The sequence below is a fragment of the Streptomyces alkaliphilus genome (assembly GCF_014141535.1).
Lineage (GTDB): Bacteria > Actinomycetota > Actinomycetes > Streptomycetales > Streptomycetaceae > Streptomyces > Streptomyces alkaliphilus.
Window position 1 is genome coordinate 1 of the sequence record NZ_VKHT01000912.1, and the last position, 2,024, is coordinate 2,024.

At 73.3% G+C, this 2,024-nt stretch carries 2 protein-coding genes and 1 pseudogene; all 3 read left to right on the forward strand.

Annotated features, from left to right (window positions below; all coding sequences use genetic code 11):
- The first annotated feature begins 32 nt into the window (after positions 1-32).
- Positions 33-500, forward strand: coding sequence for a methylated-DNA--[protein]-cysteine S-methyltransferase (locus tag FNQ90_RS21055; protein WP_182607797.1), 468 nt, complete (start codon positions 33-35; stop codon positions 498-500).
- A gap of 154 nt (positions 501-654) precedes the next feature.
- Positions 655-1,596 carry a pirin family protein gene (locus FNQ90_RS21060; RefSeq protein ID WP_323380107.1) on the forward strand — a complete coding sequence of 314 codons (942 nt, stop codon included), beginning with the start codon at positions 655-657 and terminating at the stop codon, positions 1,594-1,596.
- 81 nt (positions 1,597-1,677) lie between these two features.
- Positions 1,678-2,024: pseudogene (locus FNQ90_RS21065) on the forward strand (ATP-binding protein); the annotation flags it as partial.

Genomic DNA, 2,024 nt, shown 5'->3' on the forward strand with positions numbered 1-2,024 from the left:
CGCCCGCCCCGGCCGGTGACGTCCTCTACGCCGTGCATCCCAGCCCTTTGGGTGACCTCGTCCTCGCCGGCCCGGAACCGGATGTCCTCGCCTCGATCACCGTCCCCGACCAGCGGCACGCCACCGGTGTCCAACCCCACTGGCGACGCGATGACACCGCCTTCACCGAGGCCGCCCGGCAGCTCGACGCCTACTTCGCCGGAGAGCTGCGCGAGTTCTCCCTGACCCTGAGCACCCCGACCTCCGAGTTCCGCCGCCGGGTGTGGGAGGCGCTGGACGCCCTCCCCTACGGCACCACCATCACCTACGGCGAACTGGCCCGCCGGGCCGGCCTCCCGGCCGCGTCCGTCCGGGCCGTCGGCGGCGCGGTGGGACGCAACCCGCTGAGCGTCGTCCGCCCCTGCCACCGCGTCATGGGCGCCAACGGTTCCCTCACCGGCTACGCCGGCGGCCTGGACCGCAAGCGGTTCCTCCTCCGGTTGGAGGGCGTCCTGCTCTGACGCCGACCGGATCCGCTTTCCGGGCCGACCGGCGCGTCCCCGGGGCCGTGCCACCGGACCGCATCCATCCTTGGGTGACGGGGCGAAGGACCGATGACGGGTCCGGACCCGCCCCGGAGGACCCACCGAAAGGGGTTGTGTGATGAGCGGACCGGTGAGCACGGTTGACGCACCCGACGACCGGGCCGACACCGGCCACCCCGCCCCGCCCTGCCTGGAGGTCACCGAGGGCCGCGAGGCGACGGTCGGCGGGCTGCGGGTGCGCAGATCCCTGCCCCGCCGGGGGCGTCGCACGGTCGGCGCCTGGTGCTTCGCCGACCACATGGGCCCCGCCGACGTCACGGAGAACGGCGGCCCCGACATCGGCCCCCACCCGCACATCGGCCTGCAGACCGTCACCTGGCTGCTCGACGGCCAGATGCTCCACCGCGACAGCCTCGGCTCCGAACAGGTCATCAAGCCCGGCCAGCTCAACCTCATGACCTCCGGCCACGCCGTCTCCCACGCGGAGGAGGACACCGGCCACCACCGGGGCATCCTGGAGGGCATCCAGCTGTGGACCGCCCTCCCCGAATCCACCCGCCACGGCGCCGCGGACTTCGAGCACCACACCGAGCTGCCGAAGGCCGAGCTCGACGGCGGCACGGGTATCGCCACCGTCCTGATCGGCGACTTCGCCGACCTCGCGAGCCCCGCCCGCCACGACACCCCGCTCGTCGGCGTGGACCTCGACCTCCGGGGCCCGGCCACGGTGCCGCTGCGCCCCGACTGGGAGTACGCCCTGGTCGTCCTGCGCGGCGCGGTGGCCGTCAACGGACAGCCCCTGGAACCCGGCCGGCTCGGCTACCTGGGGGAGGGCCGGGACCAGCTCCCGCTTGAGGTCCGCGAACCCACCCGGGTCATGCTCCTGGGCGGCGAGCCCTTCCCCGAGCCCATCGTCATGTGGTGGAACTTCGTCGGCCGCGACCGCGCGGAGATCGACGCCGCCTACGACTCCTGGGCCCGCATGGACGACCGCTTCGGCCGCGTGGAGTCCTCCCTGCCCCTCATCCCCGCCAAGCCGCCCCACTGGCGCCGCCCCGGCGACAGCCGCTGACCGGGGGCCGGGACCCGAAGCACCTCCGAGGCATGGATAAGCACAGTTATAATAACTGTGCTTATCCATGCTGGAGGAACCGTGCGCAAGCCCCCCGACATGTTCGACCGGGACTTCGAGTGGGCGGAGCTGACCCGCTTCGCCGCCCACCGCGCCCCGCACGCCACCCTCGGCGTGGTCTCCGGACGCCGCCGCCAGGGCAAGACCTACCTCCTCGACGCCCTCACCCGCGCCACCGGCGGCTTCATGTTCACCGCCACCGAGGCCGCCGAACGCGAGGCCCTGGACCGACTGGGGGAGGACCTCGCCCACCACCTCGGCGAACCCGTCCCCCTGCGCTTCGACGGCTGGCACGAGGCCATCACCCGCCTCCTGCACACCACCGACCGCGAACCGCGCACCGTGGTCCTCGACGAGTTCCCCTACCT